1 protein-coding gene is annotated in these 1,064 nt (G+C 47.8%); it reads left to right on the forward strand.

Annotated features, from left to right (window positions below):
- Positions 1-816 precede the first annotated feature (816 nt).
- Positions 817-1,029, forward strand: coding sequence for a hypothetical protein (locus P5674_RS25125; RefSeq protein ID WP_035737697.1), 213 nt, complete (start codon positions 817-819; stop codon positions 1,027-1,029).
- Positions 1,030-1,064: the final 35 nt, after the last annotated feature.

Raw genomic sequence — 1,064 nt, forward strand, 5'->3', positions numbered from 1 at the left:
TAAAGCAATTCCCGCGATAGTAGTCAGGATAAGGGTTTAAGTTAATCGGAGAGGGCGGGTCTGATCCCCGCACCGCTTGGGAATCAATTCCCAAGCTAATCGCTCAAATCATATTCAGATGATTGGGGAGGTTTAGCCCCCACATCCGATCAACTGTTGCGGCGGCGCAGGCGAGTCATGGCCAGGGCTCCGACCCCCCAAACCGATCGCCAGGGTGGGTTCGACCGGCAGGTTGCGTTTCCCAATTCACCACTTGAATTGGGTAAGCCAGAGCCGATTTGAGGCGGTTTGCTGCGGCCCGTGAGGGTGAAGGGTTCGGTCATATCGCCAATCCACAGGTAGTCCGTGCCCCATCCGTCGGTGGGATTTTCCACACCGTCCCGGAACCGGTTGTCCACCACCCTGCCCATCCCAAAACATCCGTAAATTCTCGGTTAAAATTATGCCAATGAGTCCGAGTATATTAAGAGTTTAAATTGCGCCATAAACCGGCCGACCCTGATCTCCAGGTCATTTCAATTCTCGATAGCCTGACGGAGCTGTGGCTGCTTTTCTGCGGGCAGCGCCATGACTTTATTAAAAAACTAAAAAGAATCGACTTCATGCGATCGCTTGAAGGCTACGGTATAAAAAGAATCAGAGTCATATCAGATCCGGTTTTTTGACCGCAAAACCTTCCCAATCATCTGAATATGATTTGAGCTGTTAGCTTGGGAATTGATTCCCAAGCGGTTTGGATATCCAACCCGTTTGGTTCCGAGCATTCAACCGGATTTGATATAATTTGCACATCAAAAAATTAAAAGGAGTGACATTATGGGGGCTTGGGAAGACATCAAGGCTGTATATCATGCCCTGTACAAGTATGCGGACGACCATGGAGGGTATATGGTAGCGGAGACTCACAAATGGTGGATTCAAGTTTCAATCGCCCATTTAGCCAATTATGTTGAACTTCCTATACAGCCTTTATCTCAATCATTAAGCACAGTAACAACACTTGGTAAATCAGTTATTCAAACACTGTAAATCCACAAGGCTTACCGCCACTTCTACCAATCTCA

The organism is Limnospira sp. PMC 289.06 (genome assembly GCF_032350395.1).
Classification (GTDB): Bacteria; Cyanobacteriota; Cyanobacteriia; order Cyanobacteriales; family Microcoleaceae; genus Limnospira; species Limnospira platensis.